Source organism: Bacillus sp. FSL K6-2819, assembly GCF_038008305.1.
Classification (GTDB): Bacteria; Bacillota; Bacilli; order Bacillales; family Bacillaceae; genus Bacillus; species Bacillus amyloliquefaciens.
The window spans coordinates 3,694,167-3,717,426 of the sequence record NZ_JBBOYV010000001.1 but is presented as its reverse complement, the minus strand read 5'-3'; the positions used below and the strand labels follow the sequence as shown (position 1 = coordinate 3,717,426).

General features: G+C 46.6%; 25 protein-coding genes. 15 read left to right on the top strand and 10 right to left on the bottom strand.

All coding sequences use genetic code 11. The features are described 5' to 3' along the window. Positions 1-114: 114 nt before the first annotated feature. Positions 115-1,449, top strand: coding sequence for a PTS cellobiose transporter subunit IIC (gene celB, locus MHH91_RS19425; protein WP_013354054.1), 1,335 nt, complete (start codon positions 115-117; stop codon positions 1,447-1,449). Between the two features lie 25 nt (positions 1,450-1,474). On the opposite strand, the gene MHH91_RS19420 is transcribed toward celB, so the two are convergent. Continuing rightward, the gene (locus MHH91_RS19420) at positions 1,475-1,858 is read right to left on the bottom strand and encodes a VOC family protein (RefSeq protein WP_013354053.1); all 384 of its coding nucleotides are present in this window, start codon (positions 1,856-1,858) and stop codon (positions 1,475-1,477) included. An 84-nt stretch (positions 1,859-1,942) separates the two neighbouring features. Between MHH91_RS19420 and MHH91_RS19415 the strand changes: the two genes are divergently transcribed. Next, positions 1,943-3,130, top strand: coding sequence for a class I SAM-dependent rRNA methyltransferase (locus MHH91_RS19415; RefSeq protein ID WP_014471214.1), 1,188 nt, complete (start codon positions 1,943-1,945; stop codon positions 3,128-3,130). Positions 3,131-3,229: 99 nt separating this feature from the next. Here MHH91_RS19415 and MHH91_RS19410 read toward each other — a convergent pair whose 3' ends face one another. The 5 genes from MHH91_RS19410 to MHH91_RS19390 form a co-directional block, all read right to left on the bottom strand. Beyond that, complete coding sequence (locus MHH91_RS19410; RefSeq protein ID WP_013354051.1) at positions 3,230-4,111, bottom strand: DUF2268 domain-containing protein; 882 nt, start codon at positions 4,109-4,111, stop codon at positions 3,230-3,232. 17 nt (positions 4,112-4,128) lie between these two features. Then, positions 4,129-4,875 carry a MerR family transcriptional regulator gene (locus MHH91_RS19405; RefSeq protein WP_038463304.1) on the bottom strand — a complete coding sequence of 249 codons (747 nt, stop codon included), beginning with the start codon at positions 4,873-4,875 and terminating at the stop codon, positions 4,129-4,131. Positions 4,876-5,034: 159 nt separating this feature from the next. Beyond that, a complete protein-coding gene (locus tag MHH91_RS19400) occupies positions 5,035-5,229 on the bottom strand; it encodes a YwbE family protein (protein ID WP_014471213.1) in 195 nt (64 codons plus the stop codon). Between the two features lie 126 nt (positions 5,230-5,355). Further along, entirely contained in the window at positions 5,356-6,036 is a 681-nt protein-coding gene (locus MHH91_RS19395; RefSeq protein ID WP_013354048.1) for a CidB/LrgB family autolysis modulator, read from the bottom strand. Then, positions 6,018-6,404 carry a CidA/LrgA family holin-like protein gene (locus tag MHH91_RS19390; protein ID WP_007407725.1) on the bottom strand — a complete coding sequence of 129 codons (387 nt, stop codon included), beginning with the start codon at positions 6,402-6,404 and terminating at the stop codon, positions 6,018-6,020. Before MHH91_RS19390 ends, MHH91_RS19395 begins: the two co-directional genes overlap by 19 nt. 106 nt (positions 6,405-6,510) lie before the next feature. Between MHH91_RS19390 and cidR the strand changes: the two genes are divergently transcribed. The 7 genes from cidR to MHH91_RS19355 all read left to right on the top strand — a co-directional run bounded on the left by cidR (position 6,511) and on the right by MHH91_RS19355 (position 13,604). Continuing rightward, positions 6,511-7,419 (top strand): cidABC operon transcriptional activator CidR, encoded by a 909-nt coding sequence (gene cidR, locus MHH91_RS19385; protein ID WP_013354046.1) that lies wholly within the window; start codon positions 6,511-6,513, stop codon positions 7,417-7,419. A gap of 3 nt (positions 7,420-7,422) precedes the next feature. Beyond that, positions 7,423-8,241 carry a hydroxyethylthiazole kinase gene (gene thiM, locus MHH91_RS19380; protein WP_014471212.1) on the top strand — a complete coding sequence of 273 codons (819 nt, stop codon included), beginning with the start codon at positions 7,423-7,425 and terminating at the stop codon, positions 8,239-8,241. Beyond that, positions 8,238-8,906: a thiamine phosphate synthase gene (gene thiE / locus MHH91_RS19375; protein WP_013354044.1), complete on the top strand. Its 669-nt coding sequence runs from the start codon at positions 8,238-8,240 to the stop codon at positions 8,904-8,906. Before thiM ends, thiE begins: the two co-directional genes overlap by 4 nt. 135 nt (positions 8,907-9,041) lie before the next feature. Continuing rightward, positions 9,042-10,490 (top strand): FTR1 family protein, encoded by a 1,449-nt coding sequence (locus MHH91_RS19370; protein WP_013354043.1) that lies wholly within the window; start codon positions 9,042-9,044, stop codon positions 10,488-10,490. Next, positions 10,487-11,638, top strand: coding sequence for an iron uptake system protein EfeO (gene efeO, locus MHH91_RS19365; protein ID WP_013354042.1), 1,152 nt, complete (start codon positions 10,487-10,489; stop codon positions 11,636-11,638). Before MHH91_RS19370 ends, efeO begins: the two co-directional genes overlap by 4 nt. A 19-nt stretch (positions 11,639-11,657) precedes the next feature. Then, a complete protein-coding gene (gene efeB, locus MHH91_RS19360) occupies positions 11,658-12,914 on the top strand; it encodes an iron uptake transporter deferrochelatase/peroxidase subunit (RefSeq protein ID WP_013354041.1) in 1,257 nt (418 codons plus the stop codon). Between the two features lie 87 nt (positions 12,915-13,001). Beyond that, the gene (locus MHH91_RS19355) at positions 13,002-13,604 is read left to right on the top strand and encodes a DsbA family oxidoreductase (protein WP_013354040.1); all 603 of its coding nucleotides are present in this window, start codon (positions 13,002-13,004) and stop codon (positions 13,602-13,604) included. Between the two features lie 19 nt (positions 13,605-13,623). On the opposite strand, the gene MHH91_RS19350 is transcribed toward MHH91_RS19355, so the two are convergent. The 3 genes from MHH91_RS19350 to MHH91_RS19340 all read right to left on the bottom strand — a co-directional run bounded on the left by MHH91_RS19350 (position 13,624) and on the right by MHH91_RS19340 (position 15,357). After that, entirely contained in the window at positions 13,624-14,298 is a 675-nt protein-coding gene (locus MHH91_RS19350) for a glycosyltransferase family protein (RefSeq protein ID WP_013354039.1), read from the bottom strand. Then, positions 14,298-14,978: a class I SAM-dependent methyltransferase gene (locus MHH91_RS19345; protein WP_013354038.1), complete on the bottom strand. Its 681-nt coding sequence runs from the start codon at positions 14,976-14,978 to the stop codon at positions 14,298-14,300. The genes MHH91_RS19350 and MHH91_RS19345 overlap by 1 nt, the downstream gene beginning before the upstream one ends. A 217-nt stretch (positions 14,979-15,195) precedes the next feature. Further along, on the bottom strand, positions 15,196-15,357 hold the full coding sequence (locus MHH91_RS19340) for an anti-repressor SinI family protein (RefSeq protein ID WP_013354037.1): 162 nt from the start codon (positions 15,355-15,357) through the stop codon (positions 15,196-15,198). Positions 15,358-15,692: 335 nt separating this feature from the next. Here MHH91_RS19340 and MHH91_RS19335 point away from each other — a divergent pair, with 335 nt between their 5' ends. The 4 genes from MHH91_RS19335 to galT all read left to right on the top strand — a co-directional run bounded on the left by MHH91_RS19335 (position 15,693) and on the right by galT (position 19,547). Further along, complete coding sequence (locus tag MHH91_RS19335; RefSeq protein WP_013354036.1) at positions 15,693-16,316, top strand: TetR/AcrR family transcriptional regulator; 624 nt, start codon at positions 15,693-15,695, stop codon at positions 16,314-16,316. A 78-nt stretch (positions 16,317-16,394) separates the two neighbouring features. Next, positions 16,395-16,781, top strand: coding sequence for a GtrA family protein (locus MHH91_RS19330; RefSeq protein ID WP_038463302.1), 387 nt, complete (start codon positions 16,395-16,397; stop codon positions 16,779-16,781). A 50-nt stretch (positions 16,782-16,831) separates the two neighbouring features. After that, entirely contained in the window at positions 16,832-18,016 is a 1,185-nt protein-coding gene (locus tag MHH91_RS19325; protein ID WP_013354034.1) for a galactokinase, read from the top strand. Further along, positions 18,006-19,547 carry a UDP-glucose--hexose-1-phosphate uridylyltransferase gene (gene galT / locus MHH91_RS19320; protein ID WP_013354033.1) on the top strand — a complete coding sequence of 514 codons (1,542 nt, stop codon included), beginning with the start codon at positions 18,006-18,008 and terminating at the stop codon, positions 19,545-19,547. The genes MHH91_RS19325 and galT overlap by 11 nt, the downstream gene beginning before the upstream one ends. A gap of 15 nt (positions 19,548-19,562) precedes the next feature. On the opposite strand, the gene MHH91_RS19315 is transcribed toward galT, so the two are convergent. Then, positions 19,563-19,808, bottom strand: coding sequence for a GlsB/YeaQ/YmgE family stress response membrane protein (locus tag MHH91_RS19315; RefSeq protein WP_003150926.1), 246 nt, complete (start codon positions 19,806-19,808; stop codon positions 19,563-19,565). A gap of 502 nt (positions 19,809-20,310) precedes the next feature. Between MHH91_RS19315 and qoxA the strand changes: the two genes are divergently transcribed. Continuing rightward, complete coding sequence (gene qoxA, locus MHH91_RS19310; protein WP_088030703.1) at positions 20,311-21,276, top strand: cytochrome aa3 quinol oxidase subunit II; 966 nt, start codon at positions 20,311-20,313, stop codon at positions 21,274-21,276. A gap of 27 nt (positions 21,277-21,303) precedes the next feature. Further along, complete coding sequence (qoxB, locus tag MHH91_RS19305) at positions 21,304-23,253, top strand: cytochrome aa3 quinol oxidase subunit I (protein ID WP_013354031.1); 1,950 nt, start codon at positions 21,304-21,306, stop codon at positions 23,251-23,253. Positions 23,254-23,260: the final 7 nt, after the last annotated feature.

The window sequence follows — 23,260 nt, the reverse complement described above, 5'->3', positions numbered from 1 at the left end:
TTCCTAAGGGGAAAGGAAAATTTCTGTATGCAAATGTAAACGCTTTCAAAATATGATGAAGAAAATGCAATAAGATATCTGCGCAATGAACTCAAAAAGGGGGTTTTTTGATAAATGAGTACGTTCAATCGGGTAATGGAAGAAAAAATCATGCCTGTCGCCGGAAAAGTCGCCGGTCAAAGGCACTTAAGAGCTTTGCGTGACGGCATTATTCTGTCTATGCCGCTTATTATTATCGGATCGGTTTTTCTGATTCTGACGAGTCTCCCGATTCCCGGTTACGCCGATTTTATGGCGGGTCTTTTCGGTGAACATTGGGTTGAAAAGCTCGGGTATCCGGTGAATGCGTCCTTTGACATTATGGCGCTCGTCGCCGCCTTTGGAATAGCTTACCGGCTTGCGGAAAGCTATGAGGTGGATGCCCTGTCGTCGGGAGCCATTGCCCTTGCTGCCTTTTTATTGGCGACGCCGTATCAGATTCCGTTTATTCCTGACGGCTCGGCAACAGAGATTATGGTGGGAGGCGGCATCCCGATTTCGCTGCTCGGAAGCAAAGGTCTGTTTGTCGCGATGATCATTGCAATGCTGTCTACGGAAGTGTACCGATTTATCATCCAAAGAAATATCGTCATTAAGATGCCTGACGGAGTGCCGCCTGCGGTCAGCAAATCGTTCGTCGCGCTCATTCCCGGTTTCTTTATTATTACGCTTGTTTGGTTGGCCCGTCTGTTTATTGAAATGACTCCATTTAAAAGCCTCCACAATGTCGTAGGCGACCTGCTGGGCACCCCGCTGTCTATTTTAGGCGGGAGTCTCGGCGGAAGCCTCGTCGCCGAATTCGTGCAAATGCTGCTTTGGTCCTGCGGCATACACGGCGCATCCATTATCGGCGGGGTCATGTCACCGATCTGGTACGGGGCGATGGACGCCAACCGTTTGGCTTTTCAAGCGGGAGAAGCGCTGCCGAGCATTTTTACGACACAGTTCTTTCAAATATGGATTAATGTCGGCGGAAGCGGAGCGACGCTGGCCCTTGTGCTGACCATGCTTGTGCGCTCCAGAAGCAAACAGATGAAACAGCTCGGCCGTCTCGGTATCGGGCCTGCGATATTTAACATTAACGAACCGATTATTTTCGGAATGCCGCTCGTCATGAATCCGCTGTTAATCGTGCCTTTTATCATCGCGCCGCTCTTGACCATTACGGCGACGTACATTGGGATGAGCACGGGGATGGTGGCAAAACCGGCGGGAATCGCCGTGCCATGGACGATGCCGCCGCTGATTTCAGGTTATCTGGCGACAGGCGGGAAAATCTCCGGTTCGGTGATGCAGCTGATCAACCTCCTGATTACATTTATCATTTATTATCCGTTTTTCAGAATTTGGGATCTTCAAAAATGGAGAGAGGAACGGGAAGCGGCGCAAAACGGCACAGAAGAAACATAAAAAACGGGCGCTTCCGCCCGTTTTTTTAACGCTGGAAAAATTCAATCCATTCGCCGTCAGGTCCTTCAATGTAAAAGTAGCGGTATCCGTTGGGAAGCGTCGTGATTTCTTCATCAATAAATACGGCGCCCTGACGTTTCGCATGCGTGAATTCCGCTGCGATATCTTCAGTTAATAAAGCGATATGATGCACTTTTCCTTCTGCGGGAAGCTCGCTGCTGTAACCTTGGATCAATTCAATCTCTGTCTCGGGCCCTTCCTGAAATCCGAGAAAGGCGAGTTCAATAATGCCGTTTGTATGGGTGATCCGGTCCTTTAACGTCATACCGAGAACGTCTTGATAAAAGGCGATGGATGTTTCAATATCTTTGACCATAATGCCTGTATGGTCGATTCTTTTGGCTGTCATGGTTTTCCCCCTGTTTTGAATTTTTCGGGACAATGCATGTTTTATGGTACGATAAGAGAAAGCAAAACGAAAGAGGAATGCACAATGAAGCTACTTACAGTGAAAGATACATTTGCCGGAAAGCTGAAAAAAGGATTCCCCCTGATTGAAAAAGACGCTCTGTCCGGAAGCTCGGCTCACTTAACAGAGGGCGATCTTTTTGATGTGACATCCGAGAAGGGCGAATTTATCGGGAAAGGCTATTACGGTTTGCAGAATAAAGGAGTCGGCTGGGTGCTGTCCCGTGCGAGAGATGAACGGATCGACGGACGTTTCTTTCTGGACAAGCTGAAAAAAGCGGCTGAAGCAAGGGCCCATCTGTTTAAGGCGTCTGATACAACGGCGTTCCGTCTTTTCAACGGTGAGGGCGACGGCATCGGCGGCGTCACGATTGACTTCTATGACGGTTATCTGCTGATTCAATGGTACAGCAAAGGCATTTACGCATATAAGGACAGTTTGATTGAGGCGATTGACGGGCTGGAGCTGTCTTATAAGGCGATCTACGAAAAGAAACGGTTTGATACCGCCGGACAATATGTGGAAGACGACGATTTTGTCAAAGGCGAAAGAGGAGATTTTCCGGTCATTGTTCAAGAAAACGGGATACAGTACGCTGTGGATTTAAACGACGGGGCGATGACGGGCATTTTCTTAGACCAGCGTCATGTGCGCAAAGCGATTCGGGACAAGTATGCAAACGGCAGACGGGTGCTGAATACGTTCTCTTATACGGGAGCATTTTCCGTTGCGGCGGCGCTTGGAGGAGCAGAGAAAACGACAAGCGTCGATGTCGCCAACCGCAGCCTGGCAAAAACGATTGAACAGTTCAGCGCCAACGGAATTGATTATGAGGCGCATGACATTAAGGTTATGGATGTATTCAAATACTTCGGCTATGCGGAGAAAAAAGGGCTGGCATTTGACCTCATCATCCTTGATCCGCCTTCTTTCGCCCGCACAAAAAAACGGACGTTCAGCGCGGCGAAAGATTATAAAAACCTGCTGAAGGAAACGATCGCCATCACCGCGAAAAACGGCATCATCGTTGCATCGACAAACAGCAGCGCCTTCAACATGAAGAAATTTAAAGGCTTTATAGAGGCTGCCTTTAAAGAAACAAACGAGAGTTACGACATTTTGGAAGAATATACGCTTCCGGAGGATTTTAAAACGATACCCGCGTTTAAAGAAGGGAACTATTTGAAGGTCGTTTTCTTGCGGAAAAAATAGGATTATCGTTTATAGCGTGGAGAGAGGGAAAAGAAACCCCTCCTCCGTCGCTTTAAATTGGGCCAAAATAATAATGACTTTCTTACTGTCCAAACGTTATTAAAGAAACAGTCCGCTATTACTTAGTATCTCATCCGTATCAAGTAAGGTGGCCTCTCTTATCCCCACATTGTTGGCTTTCATGAAGGATTGCACAGCCTGGTAGCCTACCGCATAGCCTGCAAATGGTGATAAGCCAACAGGCTGATAACCTTGTTGAGCTGCAAAAGTGTCACCAAACATGTAACTGCTGACCTCATCAAATCCTTTAATATGTAATGAGTCTTTGAAGATTTCTTTTGAGTATTCTAGGTCTTCTTTTTCAAAGGAAGTAACCCAAGGACCTAAAAGCGTTTCTCCGTAAAGTTCTTTGGCAAATGATTCTGCTAACCCCTCTATAATTAAGTAATCACCGACCGTTACGTTCCCATAATCCCAATTGAAATATGAAAAACGAATATTATGATGAAATTCATGAGCAATGACAGCGGGCAGTCTTGGTATATTATATGAATTGGGAAATATACAAATTTGAATAAACCCTGGAATTCCTCCAAATCCACAATATCCTTTATGTAATTCAAGCTTTTTTTGATTAGCTAGATACATCCCAAATCTTATTTCATCAGCATTTATTTTTAAGTTGTTTTGTTCGATAAATTCAACACAATGAGTTAAAGTGTCAAATGCAATCTGATGAGCTTGAATTTCTTTTAGGTTCTCTAATGCTTTTCTGCCGGTTTCCGTTTCCGTTACGCTCAGATAGCCCATCATATTTGTCGCTACTATTACATCATATCCGTTAGGGTGCTTTGCCTTTAAGGGAACATTAATCTGTTTCCACATGTCTTCAAAAGGTTTCATCATTGAATATCGATAGTAATCTTCTCTATTTTCAGTCATTGAAAATAACTTTTCGTATTGCCTAATTGTATCCTCCATAATGATTTTAATTGGTATCACCCTTTTTTTTGACTGTCTATAAAAAATTTAATGGCATCACTCATAAGCTTCGCCAACCCTTCACCATACTGATCGATGTTTTTAGTGAAGCGTGTATCTTCAATATAGAGTTGACCTAATCCATAAAAGGCATCAAAAGAATATTCACCAAAATTCTCATTTAGAAAATCAAACCATTCTTTGATAGCTGTTTGTACTTCTGGAGACTTCGGGGATTGATTAATAAGAAGTGCAAATGTATTGAACATTGCAGTCCACTTATCAGATAAATCTTTTTGCTCGTCATCAGTCATGTTTTTCAATCTTATATTTACCTCATCGACGGGTTGATCGCCCCACCGTTTGCGAGCTTCTTGTTCATAAAGATTATGCTTAAAGTGAATACCTTCAAACCTCTCTTTGTTTGTCATGGAGATTTCTCCCTTGATATGTTTGATTGATTTATCTATGGTTTCAATCATCTTGTCTACTCTATTTCGTTTCTCAATCAACATTTTCTTTTGTAATAGTAATGCCTCCCTTCGGTTAAATGAAGGACTATTAATGATTTCTTTAATCTCTTTTAAGGAAAAATCGAGCTCCTTGAAAAATAATATCTGTTGCAGCTGTTCAAGATTCTCATCAGAATAAAGCCGATAACCGGAATCAGTGGTTTCTTTAGGAGTCAATAATCCAATTTGATCGTAATGATGGAGAGTACGGATGCTTACTCCAATCAGTTCAGCTACTTCTTTTACTTTCATACCCGTCACTTTTTCCACCTCCTCAATTGCTACTCTAAAGTATTACGCAACGTAAGAGTCAATAGTTAGCTGTACATTTTTTGTAAAAGGGGAGAATAATTATTGATTTTAGTTATGAAAACAAAAAAAAAAAGCCGGGCGTGAACCCCGGCCTTTTTTCTATTCAATAATTTGCTGCACCCGGCCGATTCGTCCGTCTTCTAGGCGAACCTTAATGCCGCGCGGGTGGAAGCTTGAGTTTGTCAAAATATCTTTCACGATTCCTCTCGTCAGCTTCCCTGAACGCTGGTCGGCTTTCAGGACGATATCGACTTCAAGTCCTTTTCTGATGCTGCTTCGCTGCTGGCCGTTCATATGACACATCCGTTCTTCAGTCTTTTCACTTCATGTCTTATCATATCGTGTTTTCGTCTTTTTATGAAGGACGGACAAAACAATTCTTACGGCCAAAAAAAAGACCGCTCTGTAAGGAGCAGTCTTTTATGACATAAACGAAAGCAAAATCGGGGCCGCGCACAGCGTCATAATCGCGGCGAGAATCATGGACACGCTTGAGATCGTTCCTGATACGGAGCTGAGCTCAAATGCTTTAGATGTTCCCGCTCCGTGCGCGCTTGTTCCGAGCAGCACGCCCCGGGCAATTTCGTTATCAATGCGGAAATAGCGGATGACCATCGGCCCGATGATCGTTCCCAGTAAAGCCGTTAAAATGACAAAAACCGCTGTAACGGCCGGCATGCCGCCGATCATTTCTGATACGTTCATGGCAATCGGCGTCGTCACGGATCTCGGTACGAGACTGTCGACTAAGCTGCTGCCGAGATGGAACCATTTCGCGATAAAGGCCGTTGACAGAATGGCGATACATGAACCGACCGCCACGTTCAAAATAATTTCCACGGCGTATTTCTTTAAAATCGGGAAATATTTATAAAGCGGGATCGCGAACGCCACTGTGGCCGGCTGAAGCATATCGGTCAGCACTCCGCCGCCGAGATTGTATGTCTGATACGGGACATTGACAAGCAGCAGCAGTCCGACCAAAACGGCGGGCGTAACCAGAAGCGGCGAGGTATACACCCGCGGAAATCGAATGTAGAGTTTTTTCGCTCCTAAATACACCAAAACAGTTAAGAATAAACTTAAGATTCCGATGAACACGTTTGTTTTTTCTCCTTTCTTTTTGCTATAAGCTGTGTAAGCGTACCTGTTGAAACCATCACAACAAATGTGCTGATGACGACGACAAGTAAAATGCTTACGCCGAATTTAGACATAATATCTCCGTATTCAATCACTCCGACGGCAGACGGGATGAAAAACAACAGCAGCTCGCCAAGGAGCCATGCTGCGCCAAGCTCAATCCATTCAAGCTTGATAATCTTGAAATGCAATAATGTGAAAAGAATCACAATCCCGATTATACTGCCGGGAATATTTATATGAAGAGCCGCCGTGACCCAATTGATCAGACGCGCAAATATAAACAGCAGAGCGATTTGAATAACGGTAAGCAGCAATTTTTTCATCATGATGCCTCCCTTATATTTATATTGTACATAAGGTTTTGCTATAGGTAAAATATATATAAAGAATAATATCTATTCCTTTTGTCTATAGAAAGGATGAAATGAAATGGACATCCGGCACTTAACGTATTTCTTAGAGGTGGCCCGTTTGAAAAGCTTTACGAAGGCTTCGCAGTCGCTGTATGTTTCGCAGCCGACCATCTCAAAAATGATTAAAAACCTGGAGACGGAGCTCGGCATCAAGCTCTTTTACCGCAATGGCCGGCAGGTTGAACTGACGGACGCCGGACAGAGCATGTATGTGCAGGCGCAGGAAATCACAAAGTCATTCCAAAACCTGACGTCAGAGCTGAATGATATTATGGAAGTGAAGAAAGGGCATGTCCGCATCGGACTTCCGCCGATGATCGGGTCCGGCTTTTTCCCGAGGGTGCTCGGTGACTTCCGCGTCACATATCCCGATGTGACGTTTCAGCTTGTAGAAGACGGCTCTATTAAAGTGCAGCAAGGGGTGGAGGACGGCTCGCTTGATATCGGCGTTGTCGTGCTTCCCGCGAATGAAGAGATTTTTCATACATTTACAATTGTAAAGGAAACCCTTATGCTCGTCGTCCATCCGTCACATCGGCTTGCTGACGAGAAAGAATGCAGTCTGCACGAATTGAAAGACGAGCCTTTCATATTTTTCAGGGAGGATTTTGTCCTTCATAATCGAATTATGACGGAATGTGTGAAAGCCGGATTCAGACCGCACGTCATTTATGAAACGTCACAGTGGGACTTTATCAGTGAAATGGTATCGGCCAATCTTGGCATCGGCCTGCTGCCGGAAAGAATCTGCCGCGGTCTTGATCCTGAGAAAGTCAGCACCATTCCGCTCGTACATCCGGTCATTCCGTGGCATTTAGCCATTATTTGGCGGAAGGACCGCTATATGTCCTTTGCCGCCAGAGCCTGGCTGGAACATACGAAATCGTATTTATGGAATCCGAAAAAGAGAAAAAAGGATGATTAAACCATGGACGCACAAACCGCAGCTCAAAACTTGAGTAAAGTGCGGGAGCAAAGCCCGCTCGTTCACAGTATCACGAATAATGTCGTCACGAACTTCACCGCTAACGGCCTGCTCGCGCTCGGCGCATCGCCCGTCATGGCATATGCAATCGAGGAAGCAGCCGACATGGCGAAAATCGCCGGAGCGCTCGTCCTGAATATAGGCACTCTCAGTGCGGCTTCGGTTGAAGCGATGATCGCAGCCGGAAAATCGGCTAACGAAAACGGCGTTCCGGTCATTTTTGATCCGGTCGGCGCCGGCGCCACACCGTTTCGGACAGCATCAGCCCGCAAGATCATACAGGAGGTGCGCTTGTCCGTCATTCGCGGAAATGCCGCGGAAATCGCCAATATTGCCGGCGCCGCCGATTGGAAGATAAAAGGCGTGGATGCAGGGGAAGCCGGAGGAGATCTGATTCAGCTCGCCAAGACCGCTGCAAGCAGGCTGAAAACGGTCGTTGCGATTACCGGAAAAACCGACGTGATCTCCGACGGCACCGACATATACGCCGTACATAACGGCGATAAACTGCTGACGAAGGTAACGGGGGCGGGGTGTCTGCTGACATCTGTGATCGGAGCCTTCTGCGCAGCGGAGCAGGACGTTCTGCAAGCAACCGTTTCAGCCGTTTCTGTATACGGAAGCGCAGCTCAGCTTGCCGCTCAGAATTCGTCTCATAAGGGACCGGGCAGCTTCCAGATTGAGCTTTTAAACAAGCTGTCGGGCATCTCGGAACAAGAAGCGGCCGAGCTTGCTGCAATTGAAAGGGTGACAGAAAAATGACTCGTATTTCTCGGGAAATGATGAAGGATATTTTATCGGTTTATTTTATCATGGGATCAAATAATACAAGCGCAGACCCCGTTTCTGTGGTGAAAAAAGCCATAGAGGGCGGCGCTACGCTCTTTCAATTTCGGGAAAAGGGGAGCGGTTCTTTAACAGGAGAGGATCTTGTTTTATTTGCAAAGCAGGTGCAGGATGTCTGCAGGCGGGCCGGCATTCCTTTCATTATTAATGATGATGTTGAATTGGCCTTGCGCCTTGAGGCCGACGGAGTGCACATCGGCCAGGATGACGCGGACGCCGAAGAAACGAGAGCGGCAATCGGTGATATGATTCTCGGTGTATCGGCACATAACGTCTCCGAGGTGAAGCTGGCGGAAGCGGCCGGAGCCGATTACGTCGGAATGGGTCCGGTTTATCCGACCGAAACGAAAAAAGATGCTGAAGCTGTGCAGGGCGTTACATTGATTGAAGAGGTGCGACGTCAGGGCATCACCATTCCGATTGTAGGAATCGGCGGCATCACAGCTGACAATGCGGCGCCCGTCATTGAAGCGGGAGCTGACGGCGTCAGCATGATCAGCGCCATCAGCCAAGCCGAAGATCCAAAGGCGGCGGCGCGCAGGTTTTTTGAAGAAGTTCGGCGCTCCAAAGCAAAAAGCTGACATGTTTCTGTCAGAAGGGCCGTCCCGTGAGGACGGCCCTTTTTCTGTATGCGCAACTTTTTATTGACAAAGGCTGATATCGGACTATGATTATGATATATAATGATAATCATTTTCAACTACAGGAGGTGCATGATGGCACGGAAGATTGCTTTCATGTTATTCAGCCTGCTCGTCATTTTCAGTTCTTCTGCCGTGGCGAAAGGCGCTGATCCCATCGATTCACTTATCAGCCTGAATCAGCAAATGATTCAATCTGCAAGAGACGGAAACCTGCAATCCGTCGAAAAAACATTTTCACAATTCAAAACTGTATGGAAAAAGGAAGAGCCTGCTATCAAAAAAGCAAATATATCTTCCTACTCAAAAATGAACTCCAATATCGCAATGATTTCACTTTCTCTGATTAATAAAGATACAAAAAAAGTACAGGCGGCGCTTTCTGAGCTTGGGTCCCACTTGGAAACCTACCGGCAGGCCGTCACATTAAAAGACGCAGCCGGAGGGAGCTCAAGACTTACACTCTCTGCCTATATTCAAAGCTTAAAAGAGACGAAACAGCTGATAAAAAGCAGCCAAACCGCTGAAGCCCAAACAAAAATCGATCAGCTTGTCACGAATTGGCTGGCAGTCGAAGGAGACGTCGTGTCCCAATCAAAAGCGGCCTACACGACTTCAGAAGAGAACCTGGCGCTTATGAAGGCGGAAGCTGAAAACCGCCCGGATCAGGCCATTAAGCATATTGACGAAATGATTCAGCTCCTTGAGCCGATTGCGTCGAGCAGCTACAGCTGGCTGGACGCCGCTCTTATCCCGGTAAGGGAAGGAATGGAAGCGCTTCTTGTGATCGGCGCGCTTTTGACGATGACGAAAAAAGCCCGGGTAACCCGTTCATCAGCTTGGATTTGGGGCGGAGCGTCACTCGGCATGCTCGTCTCTCTCGGTGCGGGAGTCGGCGTCACACTGCTGTTTTCCTCGAACATTTTTGGCGAAAACAATTTTCTGCTCGGCGGCGTGACCGGCATTCTGTCTGCCGTGATGCTCCTGTATGTCGGCGTCTGGCTCCACCGGAACGCTTCAATGGATAAATGGCGGGAAAAAATCAATACGCAAAAATCGCAGGCGCTTAAAAAAGGCAGTCTGCTGTCCTTCGCGCTGATCGCCTTTTTGGCGGTCGTCAGAGAAGGGCTTGAAACAGTGATCTTTTTTATCGGCCTCGTCGGCAAGCTGCGGCTTACAGAATTAATAGGAGGAACCGCGGCGGGATTGTTGATCCTTGCGGCAGCGGGTTTTCTCATGATTAAGCTCGGAATGCGGATTCCGTTAAAGCCGTTCTTTCTGCTGTCCATGGCTGTCGTGCTGTATATGTGCGTGAAATTTCTCGGTACGGGCGTCCACAGCCTGCAGCTGGCGGATATTCTGCCGTCTGACGCCGAAAGCTGGCTTCCGTCGGTATCATTTCTCGGCATCTATCCGTCGATTTACAGCACAATTCCGCAGCTGGTCATCATCGGATTTTTAGCCGTCGCACTCGTTATGGAAATCTTAAAAATAAAATCGAATAGAAGGGAAGTTGCAAAATGAAACATATCCAGAAAGCGGCTTTGTCAGCCGGCCTGCTCCTCGCTTTGTGCTCGGGCTGCGGCGCTCAGCAGTCAGCGTCTGACAAAGGAGCCGAAAAAAACAGTGTAAACCAGGAAATCAAAACATCAGTTGACAAAATGGAGGATATTCTCACCAAACTGAATGAATCCGTTAAAAAACAAGACCGGAAAGGCATTCAGCAAAAAGGGAAAGAACTGAACAGCTACTGGCTCTCATTTGAAAATAAAATCCGCGGCGATTATCCGTTTGAATACACAGATATCGAAAAGCACCTGCAGCCGATTTATACAGAAGCACAAAAAGATAAGCCTGATACAGAGAAGATTAAATCGGAATCCGTATCGCTGACAGCCTCGCTGGAAGAGCTGACGGGCGCTGAAAAAAGCAGCAAAAAGGCGAGTGACCAGCTCAAGAAAGCGGCTGATGACTATAAAACATATGTGAAAAAACAGAGCGATCAGCTTGTAAAGTCGGCTGAAGCGTTTACAGACGCCGTCAAGGCCGGGGACATCGATAAAGCAAAATCACTTTATCCGCAGGCGCGCGTCTATTACGAGCGAATTGAACCGATTGCCGAAAGCCTCGGCACGCTTGACCCGAGAATCGATGCCAGAGAAAATGATGTGGAAGAAGGCGACAAATGGACGGGCTTCCACAAGCTTGAAAAAGCCCTCTGGAAGGACAATAAGATTACTGGCGAAAAAGAAACGGCCGCCGTCCTGTTAAAGGATGTGAAGGAGCTTGACGGCTCTATCGCTTCTCTCAAACTGACGCCGGAACAAATCGTCGCCGGCGCCATGGAGCTTCTCAATGAAGCGGGCATCTCAAAGATCACGGGTGAAGAAGAACGTTACTCCCGAATTGATTTAACAGATCTGGCCGCTAATGTCGAAGGCTCAAAAGCCGTATATGAAACTGTGAAAAGCGCGCTTGTGAAAGACCATTCCGACGTCACGGAAAAGCTGGATACGGAATTCAGCGAATTTGAAGTTTTGATGTCGAAATACAAAACGGGTGATCACTCGTATACGTCTTATGATAAATTAAGTAAAGATCAAATCAGAGAGATAAGCACAAAGCTGACGGCCCTTTCTGAAACCATGTCGAAGATTGCCGATGTGCTTTAAAAAGGAGTTATAACACAGCATGAGCGATGAACAAAACAAGGAAAAACAGATTCACAGACGGGATGTTCTGAAGTGGGGCGCCGTAGCGGGCGCCGCCGTCGCTGTCGGAGCGAGCGGCCTCGGAGGACTCGCGCCGCTTTTCAAACCGGCGGCCACCGCTTCAAAGAAGAGTCAAGGGAAAAGTGAAAGTGATCAAATCGTTCCTTTTTACGGAAAGCACCAAGCGGGAATCACAACGGCGCACCAGACGTATGTGTATTTTGCGGCGCTTGATGTCATGTCAAGCGACAAAGCTGATGTCATCTCCCTTTTCAGAAATTGGACCAGTCTGACGCAGCTGCTGACCTCAGGCGCCGCCCTGTCAGGCGAACAGAAAAATAAATATATGCCTCCGCAGGATACCGGGGAGTCGCAGGATCTGGCACCGGCGAATTTAACCGTTACCTTCGGCTTCGGCCCCGGTTTTTTCGAGAAAGACGGGAAGGACCGCTTCGGACTGAAGGATAAAAAACCGAAGCACCTCGCCGATATTCCGCCGATGCCTAACGACAAACTCGATAAGAAACAAGGCGGCGGTGATATCGTCATACAAGTCTGCGCGGATAATGAACAGAGTGCGTTCCACGCGGTGCGCAATCTGATTAAACAGGCCGTCGGCGTGTGTGAAGTCCGCTTTCTCAATAAAGGTTTCTTAAGCGGCGGAAAAAACGGCGAAACCCCGCGCAACCTTTTCGGATTCAAAGACGGCACCGGCAACCAAAGCACGAAGGATGAAAACCTGATGAATTCAATCGTTTGGGTTCAATCAGGGGAGCCGGACTGGATGACGGGCGGCACGTACATGGCGTTTAGAAAAATTAAAATGTTTTTAGAAATATGGGACCGTTCATCCTTGAAAGATCAGGAAGACACGTTCGGACGAATGAAAAGCTCGGGCGCGCCTTTCGGACAAAAAAAGGAAACCGATCCCGTCAAGCTGAATCAAATTCCCGCCGACTCACATGTCAGCGTGGCGAAATCAACCGGCAGACAGATTCTGCGGCGGGCATTTTCCTATACGGACGGAATTGATCCGAAGACGGGCTATGTTGACGCAGGCCTGCTGTTTATCAGCTTTCAAAAAGACCCGGACCGCCAATTTGTCCCGATGCTGAAAGCTTTGGCGGCAAAGGATGCGCTGAATGAATACACACAAACGATCGGCTCCTCCTTATTCGCCTGTCCCGGCGGCTGTAAAAAAGGAGAATATATCGCCCAGAGGCTGCTGGAATCGTGACACCTTCCATAGGGAGGGTGTTTTTTTAAAAAAATACTTGTAACTATTTATGTTACAACTTAAAATGAAAAAGAAAGGAGATTTACAATGACACTGCAGATTAAAGTATATTCTGATTATGTATGTCCGTTTTGCTTTGTCGGCAAAGCGGCGTTTGAAGAAGCAATTAAGGACAAGGACGTACAGGTGGAATGGATGCCGTTTGAATTGCGTCCGAGCCCCTCACCGAAACTTGATCCGGTGAATGACCCCGCCAAGCGGCAGATGTGGGAAAACTCAATTGAACCGATGGCGCGGTCTTTAGGCGTTGATATAACGTTCCCCCGCGTATCACCGCATCCTTACACGGATTTGGCGTTTGAAGGCTTCCATTTTGCGAAGGAACATGGGAAAGAAAGCGAATACCATACACGCGTTTTTCGGGCGTTCTTTCAGGAAGAACAAAATATCGGTGACATTAACGTCCTGACAAAGCTTGCGGAAGAAGCCGGACTTGACGGCGGCGCGTTCAAAGAGGCGCTTGAGACAAGGGCGTACAGACACATGCAGCGGGAAGCGCTCCGCCATGCCTATGAGGAAGCCGGCATTACCGCAGTGCCGACGTTTATCATCGGCGATGAAAGAATCCCGGGCGCAGCGGGAAAGGAAACCTTTGAACAAATCATTGAGCGGGAATTGAATAAACGGTAACTGTAAAAAGCCCTCTGCATCAGCAAGAGGGCTTTCCCATATAGTGTTTGACAAATGTTTGTCTGTCCGCTTCATATGCCGCGGCGTCAAATGAATCACCGCAAAAATGAAGGCACCAAGGCTCTTTCTGGCAGGCGACGCCGACTTGATAGCCGTGTTTTTGAAATTCAAGCGACTGTGATGTGTCGTAAAAATGAAAGCCGCGAAACAAATCCTCCCGCCACTCTACGTCATATTGAGCGGCCATTAACAATCCGTCAATGGCGTCAGCATGCGTAAACAGGCCGTTTTCTTCGCTGTTTTCAAATTCCAGAGGGCGGTAACCATTCACCCGGTATTCAATCACTTTTCCCAGCCGATGCCCGCTTTCCCACCAAATACCGTTCGGCGGCAGAGTTTTGCAGCCGGCGACACCGAGAAGGCCGAGCTCCCGATGAGATTGAAAGATATGAAGCATGTCTCGCAGGAAATGCTGATGAATGATAAATGTATCCTGATGCAGATAAATTTTATATTTGGCAGGGTGTTTCAGCGCTTTGTTGTAGGAGGAGGTCATGCTCTCTGAATCGTATACCGGCATGATATCAACGGAGTGTGAGGGGGGAACGGTAAGCTGCAGGATATGGTTTTTGCATTGGGAGTAAAGCGATTCATCATTCACACAGACGACAAACAGAAACGAATGCGCATCCATTACATGCTCCTCTCAGCCTCAATCACATATTGATAGGCCGATGCCTCTGTCAGAAAATCATGTCTTATGCCAAGCTGTACGCAGACTTCGTGCAAAGATGCGATGGCCTTGTGATAAGAGGGATGATCAACACGGATCGCCTCAATGCTTTTCACCTCATAACCGGAGGCTTTAAATAAGGAAAGAGTCTCTTCACGCGTAAAAAAACGCAGGTGGGTCTGATCCATTAATCCGGCATCTCTGTAAGTCCATTTGCCGGCTAAAAGCTCAAGCACCACCGAGATATGGCCGACATTCGGTATGCATGCAAGCACTGTGCCGTCTTTTTTTAAATAAGGGCGAAGTTTTTTCAGCACTGACCACGGGTCGACAAGATGCTCCAGTACGTCTCCGAACAGCATACAGTCGAATTGCTCTGATTTGTACGGAAGAATGGCGGATTCAATGTCGCCGCAAAGCACGTGGCTCAATTTGTTTTCCGCCTTTTCAGCTGCTTCGGGATACGCTTCAATACCGTAAACCGTTATTCCGCGGTCTTCAATTGCCGCGCCTAAATTACCGGTGCCGCAGCCGACATCAAGCACTGTACGCCAGTTTTTGTCTATTTTTTTTAATAAATAAGGATTCAGGCCTTCGTAGTAGTTCTGTTGTTTTTCATCATAATAGGGATTCGTATCCATCTGTGTATCACCTCGTAAATCGGCATAATACACAAGATATGCAGCGGGGGGATCTCATATCACCATGTTTGGCTGTTCAGGTAGCGGAATGCGGGCGGGAATGGTTGTCCGGTATACGGTTTTATTCTCTGATTCCCCTCATAAGATTGCGGGTGTTCCTTTGAAAACTCGGGTGCGGGCGGACTGTGTTAAATAGTAAAAGGATCCGCCTGTAATCTTACCGCTGGCGGATGGTGTTTTTCATTGGTGTTTTTTTCTTCACCGCTTTTTCAGCATTTAAGAATCGCCTTACATCGTCAATGTGCAAACCCATGATTCTAGCCTCTTGAATTAACAAATGCCAATCTTGATCTATCTCTTTCATTACATGAGTTTTCATAAGAACCTCCAATTGAAAAATTGATTTGCCCAGCTACAGCAGCCAATGTATAACAAATATCACACATAGTTGGCCGGTAATCCCAAATTGAAGATGAATTCACCTACCTATTCCCTAAGAAAATGACTGAAATACCCAAAATCCTTCAAGAAATCTTACATATAATAATAAACAATTAAATACTGACTGGATAGTATGTAAATGAAAATAAACCATCTGACCTATTAACATTTACCCTTTGAACGTCGAACTAACATATTCTTTTTACATAAAAAATACCGCAAAAGAATGATTCGGTGTAAGATAAAGTGAAGATCAAACAGCTGGGGTAAAAAATGAAAAAAAACAAATTTCAAATTAAGAGAGAAGAAACATTTGAAAGTTTTATTGACGCAGGCCTTCATTTGTTAATTGACCGAGCTTACGATACAGTATCGATAGATGAAATCAGCAAAGCCGCGGGTTACAGCAAAGGCGCGTTTTACGTTCATTTTGAAAGCAAAGAAGATTTCCTGAAGCATTTGTTAGACAGGCATCAGATCAAAAAAAGGATCATTACCGGCTATCTCGACGAAATAGAACGGCAATCAGCCAGGCCGCTGACACTTTATGAAGCGGCAAGAAGCGCGGCTGACTTGCTGATGCATCTTATTAACAGCAAACCGGCATGGAACATCGTGTCCTTTGCCCTTCACATGCCCAATTACAAGGTGGTACAGGAATATGAAGCCTACATCCGTCTTTACGAGCTATGGATTGAAGAAAGCTGCTTGTACATAAATTGGCTCAAATCGAGAAATTTAATAGAAGAACAAATTGATACGGAATACACCGCCAGAATGATGTGCGCGCTCATTGACGGCATGATTAAGCAATCAAACGTGCTGGGGCGCTCCGTCACCTTCCGCAGCCTTTTTGACGCGCTCTCTGTTTTTTTCAGTAACAGAAAATCAGGGTAAGTTCGTCTTTATTTGACAAAAGTTTTAGAAAAGTTTTTCAGAAAGCGAGGAATTGCCATGCGCTACAGAGAAATTATGATGTATATCATTATGGGTGTTTTCACGACGATCGTGAACATCGTCAGTTTTTACATTCTGACGTCGGTGTTTCAGATGGATTACAAGATGGCGACCGTCGCTGCGTGGATTCTGTCCGTTCTATTTGCTTATGTCACGAATAAACTGTATGTATTTCAGCAAAAAACCGCGGGGATGCGGAGTCTGATGAAAGAACTGACAGCCTTTTTCAGCGTGCGGGTATTGTCTCTCGGCATAGATCTCGCCATGATGATTCTTCTGGTCAGTCAATTTCATATGAACGAAACTTTGGCGAAAATCGCCGACAACGTCATTATCGTAGTCGTCAACTATGCGGCCAGCAAGTGGATTGTCTTCAGAAAAGCGAAAGAAGAGGGCGTGTCATAACGGTTTCTTTCCGAGCCTTGGGGGAAAGAGTAACGGGAAAGGGGATACGTATGAAACACAAAATAAAGAAAGCGTTTGCTGATGTATTCGGGGAATCGGAGGACCTGCGTATTTTCTTTGCGCCCGGCAGAGTGAATCTCATCGGAGAGCATACGGATTATAACGGAGGCCACGTCTTTCCGTGCGCGCTTACGATCGGTACATATGCAGCCGTCCGGGAGAGAGGGGACAGGCTCGTCAGAATGTACTCTGATAATTTTAAGGAAGCAGGCATAAAGGAATGCAGTCTCGATGAGATCCGCTACCAAAAAGAGGACGGGTGGGCCAATTATCCGAAAGGCGTCATGGCGGAATATCTCGGCAGCGGTTTTTCTCTTCCGCACGGCTTCGATATTGTATTCTTAGGAAATATCCCGAATGGCGCAGGGCTGTCATCATCAGCTTCCATTGAACTTGTCACGGCGGTCATTCTCAAGGAATGCCATGGGCTTGATGCGGATATGATCGACTTGGTGAAACTCGCTCAGGCGGCGGAAAATTCCTTTATCGGCGTCAGCTGCGGCATTATGGATCAATTCGCCATCGGGATGGGAAAGAAAGATCACGCGATCCTGCTGAATTGCGGGACGCTCGCCTTTGAATATACGAAACTCGGGATGTCTGGACTGTCGATCGTTATTGCGAATACCAATAAAAAACGAACGCTTGCAGACTCAAGCTATAATACGAGGCTCAAGGAGTGCCGGGAAGCGCTTTTTGATCTGCAGAAGCACCTTTCCATTCAGTCACTCGGGGAGCTGTCGCCTTCCGCTTTTGACGCTCATGCGGAGCTGATTCAGAATGAAGTGAACAGGCGCCGGGCAAAACACGCCGTCTATGAAAACCACCGCACCCAAAAGGCGGCCGCGATGTTCAGCAGCAATCAGCTTCATCACATCGGCGAATTAATGAGGGATTCGCATCTTTCTTTACGCGATGACTACGAGGTGACAAGTCTTGAGCTGGATACACTGGCAGAAGCGGCATGGCGCCATGCCGGGGTTGTCGGGTCAAGGATGACGGGAGCCGGTTTCGGCGGCTGTACGGTCAGTATCGTCAAGGACGAGGCCGTTTCAGATTTTATTGAAACGGCAGGGGCCCATTATGAGGAACAGACCGGGAGAAAGGCTGACTTTTATACGGCGGATATCGGGGCCGGAGCGAGAGAACTAAAGGGGGATGACAATGGCGATTGAGCGGCACGTAGAACGTTTAATCCGGTACGGACTGCAAAAAGAGCTGATTTCATTTCTTGATATTGAATATACAAGAAACCGTTTATATGAAACGCTGCACATAACCCATCCGGAGCCTTCAGAACAGATAGAAATTGACTCGGCGGCGCCTCTGCCGGACATATTAGCCCCGATTTATGAATGGGCCGCAGAGACGGGCCGGATTGCAGCCGATACAGACACATATCGCGATCTGCTAAGCGCGAAGATCATGGGCTGTTTTGCCCCGCAGCCGTCAGAGATTGTCCGGCGTTTTGAAGAAACAAAGGCAGTGCACGGTCCGGAGCAGGCGACAAAGGCGTTTTACCGATTTTCAGAGGATGTGTATTATATCCGTTCGGACAGAATTCAGCGGAATATCGGGTGGACGGCTGAGACGGCTTACGGAAAGCTGGACATCACGATCAACCTTTCAAAACCGGAAAAAGATCCGAAAGCAATTGCCGCTGCCAAAGAGCAGCCGCAATCCGATTACCCGAGATGTGTTCTCTGTAAAGAAAATGTCGGATATGAAGGAAGGCCGGATCATCCCGCGCGTCAAAATCTTCGCGTCATCCCGGTGATTCTCGGTGATGAGCAGTGGTTTCTGCAATTTTCTCCGTATGTGTATTACCGGGAGCATTGCATCGTTTTGAAAGACCGGCACGAACCGATGAAGATCAGCAAAAAAACGTTTGACAGGCTGCTGTCGTTCGTCAGCCAGTATCCTCATTATTTTCTCGGTTCCAATGCTGATCTGCCGATTGTCGGCGGCAGTATTTTAAGCCACGATCATTTTCAAGGTGGCGATCACGAGTTCCCGATGGCGCAGGCGGAGACAGAAAGCCGTTACAGGCTGCCTGATTATCCGAATACGGCTTTGGGTGTCGTGAAGTGGCCGATGTCGGTCATCCGTCTGCAAAGCGAGAGCGCGTCTGAGCTTTCTGACGCGGCGGACTCCATCTTACGGGCATGGCGCGGCTATTCCGATGAGGCGGCGGATATCCTCGCCTATTCAGGGGAGACACCGCACAATACAATTACACCGATTGCCCGGCGGAGAAACGGTTTATTCGAATTAGATCTCGTCCTCAGAAATAACCGCACCTCAGATGAGCATCCGCTGGGAATTTTTCATCCTCATCAGGAAGTTCATCATCTGAAAAAAGAAAATATCGGACTGATTGAGGTGATGGGGCTTGCGATTCTGCCGGGGCGTCTTGAAGAAGAGATGATCCGCACGGCTGAAGCGCTGTGTTCACCGGACCCGGAGGCGGCTTTAACGGCCGATCCTTCTGCGGCCAAGCATAAGGAGTGGGCGCTCAGCGTGCTGCACAAGCGGAAGGTAACGAAAGAAAACGCGGAACAGATTCTAAAAGAAGAAATCGGACATGTTTTTGCCCGGATACTGGAGCATGCCGGCGTCTTTAAACAGACAGAAGAAGGCAGAGCGGCTTTCCGGCGTTTTATCAGCCATTTGGACGCTCTACCGGAAAAAAGCCTCATCCCATAAGGGACGAGGCTTTTTTTATCCTCTGCTTCTGGCGATGAGGCTGAACAGAAATACCACGATCGCCGCTCCGATGATTGCCGGAATGATGGCAAAGCCGGCAAGGTGCGGACCCCATGTGCCGAGCAGGCCGTGCCCGATCCATGCGCCGATCAGACCGGCGATCATTGACCCGATAATTCCCCCGGGCATACTTCCTTTTACAAATAAACTTCCGATCCAGCCGATAATAATAGCTACAATCAGAGATACGATAAAACCCATAAATATCACTTCCTATTTTTTATTATTTATGCCTATATGTTTCCTTCGTTTTGTCCATATTAAACATATGAATGTGTTTTTTATAATGAACATATCAACGCGCGTTCATCTCTTTTTTTTCACCATGCGTTGCGTTAAAATGGAAAACGTGTGAAAAGGTGTGAGCAAAGGAAAAAATATTTTCTTTGTGGAATGGTTAACAAAATGAAACTTTTTGTTGACCAGCGTATTTTATTATGGTAAACCTTTATTTGGTATTATTCGTTCTCACTATCTTTTTTCTCTATATATGCTAAATGATCTAAAACTTTTTAACTTTGATTTATGCAAGTGGAAAAAGTTCATGCATTTTTTGTCGATTTTGTGACATCAGGGCGAAAAAAAGATGAACTTTAGAAAAAAATAAAGCTAATAAGGGCAGATTTTGATAGCATAACAAGGTAGATAGAGAAAAGATTTTGAGAAAGTACATTTCAGATTCACTACATCAATAGGAAGGATGGTGATCTTCTTGTTCAGAGCATTTAAACCGTTACTTTTATTAGCGATGTTGGCTGTTGTTTTCGTACTGGGCGGATGCAGCGACATTTCCGTGTTAGATCCGAAAGGACCTGTTGCAGACCAGCAAAAAGATCTGATTCTCTTGTCAATCGGATTTATGCTGTTCATTGTCGGCGTCGTATTCGTACTATTTACAATCATTTTAGTGAAATACCGCGACCGCAAAGGCAAAGACAGCGGAAATTACAAGCCAGACATGCACGGCAACACGTTCTTAGAAGTAGTCTGGACAGTGATCCCAATTTTAATTGTCATTGCACTTTCTGTGCCTACCGTACAGACGATATATTCGTTAGAAAAAGCGCCTGAAGCGACTAAGGATAAAGAACCTCTTGTCGTTTATGCTACTTCGGTAGACTGGAAATGGGTATTCAGTTACCCAGAGCAGGATATTGAGACGGTTAACTACCTGAACATTCCTGTAGACCGTCCGGTTTTATTTAAAATTTCTTCAGCCGATTCAATGGCGTCGCTATGGATTCCTCAGCTCGGGGGACAAAAATACGCGATGGCAGGAATGCTGATGGATCAATACTTACAGGCTGACAAAGTGGGAACATATGAAGGCCGCAACGCGAACTTCACCGGCGAACACTTTGCCGACCAGAAATTCAACGTAAAAGCAGTTACGCAAAAAGACTTTAACAACTGGGTGAAAAAAGCCCAAAGCGATTCTCCAAAGCTGACGAAAGAGAAGTATGACGAACTGATGCTTCCGGAGAATGTCGGTAAATTAACGTTCTCTTCTACACACTTAAAATACGTTGACCACGGCCAAGATGCCGAATATGCGATGGAGGCGCGCAAACGCCTTGGCTACAAAGCCGTATCACCGCACTCTAAAACAGATCCGTGGGAAGATGTTAAGAAAAACGAATTTAAAGTATCCGACGATAAACAAGATTGAAATTGAACAAGAAAGGAGGAAGCCCGAATGAAATTGAGATGGGATGAATTTTTTGTAACAGGTGACCCATTAATTCTGGGCGCACAAGTTTCCATTGCGCTTTCCACTATTGCTATCATCGTAGTACTCACATACTTCAAAAAGTGGAAGTGGCTCTGGTCTGAATGGCTGACGTCTGTAGACCATAAGAAACTTGGAATCATGTACATTATCTCTGCTGTTATCATGCTGTTCCGCGGCGGGGTCGACGGCTTGATGATGCGTGCCCAGTTAGCGCTTCCTAATAACAATTTTTTAGACTCAAACCACTATAATGAGATCTTTACGACTCACGGTACGATCATGATTATCTTCATGGCGATGCCGTTTTTAATCGGTCTGATCAACGTTGTCGTACCTTTGCAGATCGGTGCGCGCGACGTAGCATTCCCGTACTTGAACAACCTGAGTTTCTGGACGTTCTTCGTAGGTGCGATGCTTTTCAATATTTCTTTCGTTATCGGAGGTTCTCCGAACGCAGGCTGGACGAGTTACATGCCGCTGGCAAGTAACGACATGAGCCCTGGGCCTGGTGAGAACTTCTACTTGCTCGGTCTTCAGATTGCCGGTATCGGTACGCTGATGACGGGTATCAACTTTATGGTGACGATCCTGAAAATGCGTACAAAAGGCATGACGCTGATGCGTATGCCGATGTTCACATGGACGACGCTGATTACAATGGTTATTATCGTATTCGCCTTCCCTGTTCTGACAGTGGCATTGGCGCTGCTATCATTTGACCGTTTGTTCGGCGCTCACTTTTTCACGCTGGAAGCCGGCGGTATGCCGATGCTTTGGGCTAACTTATTCTGGATTTGGGGACACCCTGAAGTTTATATCGTTATCTTACCGGCTTTCGGTATTTTCTCTGAAATTATTTCAGCGTTTGCAAGAAAGCAGTTATTCGGTTACAAAGCGATGGTCGGCTCTATTATCGCCATTTCCGTCCTGAGTTTCCTTGTATGGACTCACCACTTCTTCACAATGGGGAACAGTGCGTCTGTTAACTCTTTCTTCTCGATCACAACGATGGCGATTTCGGTTCCGACCGGGGTTAAAATCTTTAACTGGCTCTTTACAATGTATAAAGGCCGAATCAGCTTTACAACACCGATGCTGTGGGCGCTTGCGTTCATCCCGAACTTCGTTATCGGCGGGGTAACAGGGGTTATGCTCGCGATGGCTGCAGCGGATTATCAATACCATAATACGTACTTCCTCGTATCTCACTTCCACTATGTGCTGATCGCGGGTACGGTATTTGCATGTTTCGCAGGATTTATTTTCTGGTATCCGAAAATGTTCGGCCACAAGCTGAACGAGAGAATCGGAAAATGGTTCTTCTGGATCTTTATGATCGGATTTAATGTATGTTTCTTCCCTCAATACTTCTTGGGGCTGCAAGGTATGCCTCGCCGTATTTACACATACGGACCGAATGACGGATGGACTACATTGAACTTTATTTCAACTGTCGGAGCCTTCATGATGGGTGTCGGATTCTTAATCCTTTGCTACAACATCTACTACAGCTTCCGCTACTCTACTCGCGAGATCAGCGGAGATTCATGGGGCGTGGGACGTACGCTTGAGTGGGCGACTTCATCTGCGATTCCGCCGCACTACAACTTTGCGGTGCTTCCTGAAGTGAAATCTCAAGATGCGTACCTGCAATTGAAAGAAGACAAAGTGGATATTCATCCGGAAAGCAAGTTCAAGAAAATCCATATGCCGCACAACTCCGGCAGACCGCTTATTATGTCAGTGGCGTTCGGTATTGCAGGCTTCGGACTTGTCTTTGAATGGTTCTGGATGGGCATTGTCGGCTTGATCGGCATTCTGCTTTGCATGGTGCTTCGTTCATTTGAATATGACAATGGATACTATATACCTGTTGAAGAAATAAAAGAGACGGAAAGAAAGATTTCCGAATAAAGGAGGC

Excerpts from the sequence above, each read along its gene's own strand:
- celB (WP_013354054.1), top strand. The coding sequence starts at position 115 with ATGAGTACGTTCAATCGGGTAATGGAAGAAAAAATCATGCCTGTCGCC.
- MHH91_RS19420 (WP_013354053.1), bottom strand. The coding sequence starts at position 1,858 with ATGACAGCCAAAAGAATCGACCATACAGGCATTATGGTCAAAGATATT.
- MHH91_RS19415 (WP_014471214.1), top strand. The coding sequence starts at position 1,943 with ATGAAGCTACTTACAGTGAAAGATACATTTGCCGGAAAGCTGAAAAAA.
- MHH91_RS19410 (WP_013354051.1), bottom strand. The coding sequence starts at position 4,111 with ATGGAGGATACAATTAGGCAATACGAAAAGTTATTTTCAATGACTGAA.
- MHH91_RS19405 (WP_038463304.1), bottom strand. The coding sequence starts at position 4,875 with ATGAAAGTAAAAGAAGTAGCTGAACTGATTGGAGTAAGCATCCGTACT.
- MHH91_RS19400 (WP_014471213.1), bottom strand. The coding sequence starts at position 5,229 with ATGAACGGCCAGCAGCGAAGCAGCATCAGAAAAGGACTTGAAGTCGAT.
- MHH91_RS19390 (WP_007407725.1), bottom strand. The coding sequence starts at position 6,404 with ATGAAAAAATTGCTGCTTACCGTTATTCAAATCGCTCTGCTGTTTATA.
- cidR (WP_013354046.1), top strand. The coding sequence starts at position 6,511 with ATGGACATCCGGCACTTAACGTATTTCTTAGAGGTGGCCCGTTTGAAA.
- thiM (WP_014471212.1), top strand. The coding sequence starts at position 7,423 with ATGGACGCACAAACCGCAGCTCAAAACTTGAGTAAAGTGCGGGAGCAA.
- thiE (WP_013354044.1), top strand. The coding sequence starts at position 8,238 with ATGACTCGTATTTCTCGGGAAATGATGAAGGATATTTTATCGGTTTAT.
- MHH91_RS19370 (WP_013354043.1), top strand. The coding sequence starts at position 9,042 with ATGGCACGGAAGATTGCTTTCATGTTATTCAGCCTGCTCGTCATTTTC.
- efeO (WP_013354042.1), top strand. The coding sequence starts at position 10,487 with ATGAAACATATCCAGAAAGCGGCTTTGTCAGCCGGCCTGCTCCTCGCT.
- efeB (WP_013354041.1), top strand. The coding sequence starts at position 11,658 with ATGAGCGATGAACAAAACAAGGAAAAACAGATTCACAGACGGGATGTT.
- MHH91_RS19355 (WP_013354040.1), top strand. The coding sequence starts at position 13,002 with ATGACACTGCAGATTAAAGTATATTCTGATTATGTATGTCCGTTTTGC.
- MHH91_RS19350 (WP_013354039.1), bottom strand. The coding sequence starts at position 14,298 with ATGGATGCGCATTCGTTTCTGTTTGTCGTCTGTGTGAATGATGAATCG.
- MHH91_RS19345 (WP_013354038.1), bottom strand. The coding sequence starts at position 14,978 with ATGGATACGAATCCCTATTATGATGAAAAACAACAGAACTACTACGAA.
- MHH91_RS19340 (WP_013354037.1), bottom strand. The coding sequence starts at position 15,357 with ATGAAAACTCATGTAATGAAAGAGATAGATCAAGATTGGCATTTGTTA.
- MHH91_RS19335 (WP_013354036.1), top strand. The coding sequence starts at position 15,693 with ATGAAAAAAAACAAATTTCAAATTAAGAGAGAAGAAACATTTGAAAGT.
- MHH91_RS19330 (WP_038463302.1), top strand. The coding sequence starts at position 16,395 with ATGTATATCATTATGGGTGTTTTCACGACGATCGTGAACATCGTCAGT.
- MHH91_RS19325 (WP_013354034.1), top strand. The coding sequence starts at position 16,832 with ATGAAACACAAAATAAAGAAAGCGTTTGCTGATGTATTCGGGGAATCG.
- galT (WP_013354033.1), top strand. The coding sequence starts at position 18,006 with ATGGCGATTGAGCGGCACGTAGAACGTTTAATCCGGTACGGACTGCAA.
- MHH91_RS19315 (WP_003150926.1), bottom strand. The coding sequence starts at position 19,808 with ATGGGTTTTATCGTATCTCTGATTGTAGCTATTATTATCGGCTGGATC.
- qoxB (WP_013354031.1), top strand. The coding sequence starts at position 21,304 with ATGAAATTGAGATGGGATGAATTTTTTGTAACAGGTGACCCATTAATT.